This window comes from Candidatus Bandiella numerosa, from assembly GCF_021811875.1.
Taxonomy (GTDB): Bacteria; Pseudomonadota; Alphaproteobacteria; order Rickettsiales; family Midichloriaceae; genus Aquirickettsia; species Aquirickettsia numerosa_A.
In genome coordinates, this window is sequence record NZ_JAJBJD010000217.1 from 1 (window position 1) to 490 (window position 490).

Below are 490 nucleotides of genomic sequence, written 5' to 3' on the forward strand. Positions count from 1 at the left end.
CAAAGATCATAGATGAAGTAATATTTGCAGATGCAAAGGTGGTGCTTATAGGAGATCCACAGCAATTACAAGCAATAGAAGCAGGAGGAGCATTTAGGGGAGTAATAGAAAGAGTAGGACATGTTGAATTAAATGACATAAGAAGGCAGAAAGAGAGCTGGCAGATTGATGCAACAAAATCATTGGCACTTGGAGAAATAGGAGATGCAATTGGGGAATATGGAGAAAGGAAAATGGTGCATGCATTTAAAGATGTAGCAAAAGCAAGAGAGGTAATGGTAAATGATTGGCATAAAGCGGTATCAGAAAATAAATCTGCGATAATGTTGAGTTTTACAAGAGGTGATGTAAAGGCGTTAAACGAGAAAGCTAGGGAGGTAAGAAGAGCAGAACTAGGAATAGAAGCAAAATTTGATACGCATAATGGCAAGAGAGACTTTGCAATAAAGGACAGGATATACTTTTTAAAAAATGATAAGGAGCTTGGAGT

Annotated in this window: 1 protein-coding gene; it reads left to right on the forward strand. The window is 37.6% G+C overall.

Going from position 1 to position 490, the window contains the following annotated elements:
- The coding region (locus L8D11_RS05450; RefSeq protein WP_236870652.1) for an AAA family ATPase at positions 1 to 490 on the forward strand (490 nt) is incomplete at both ends.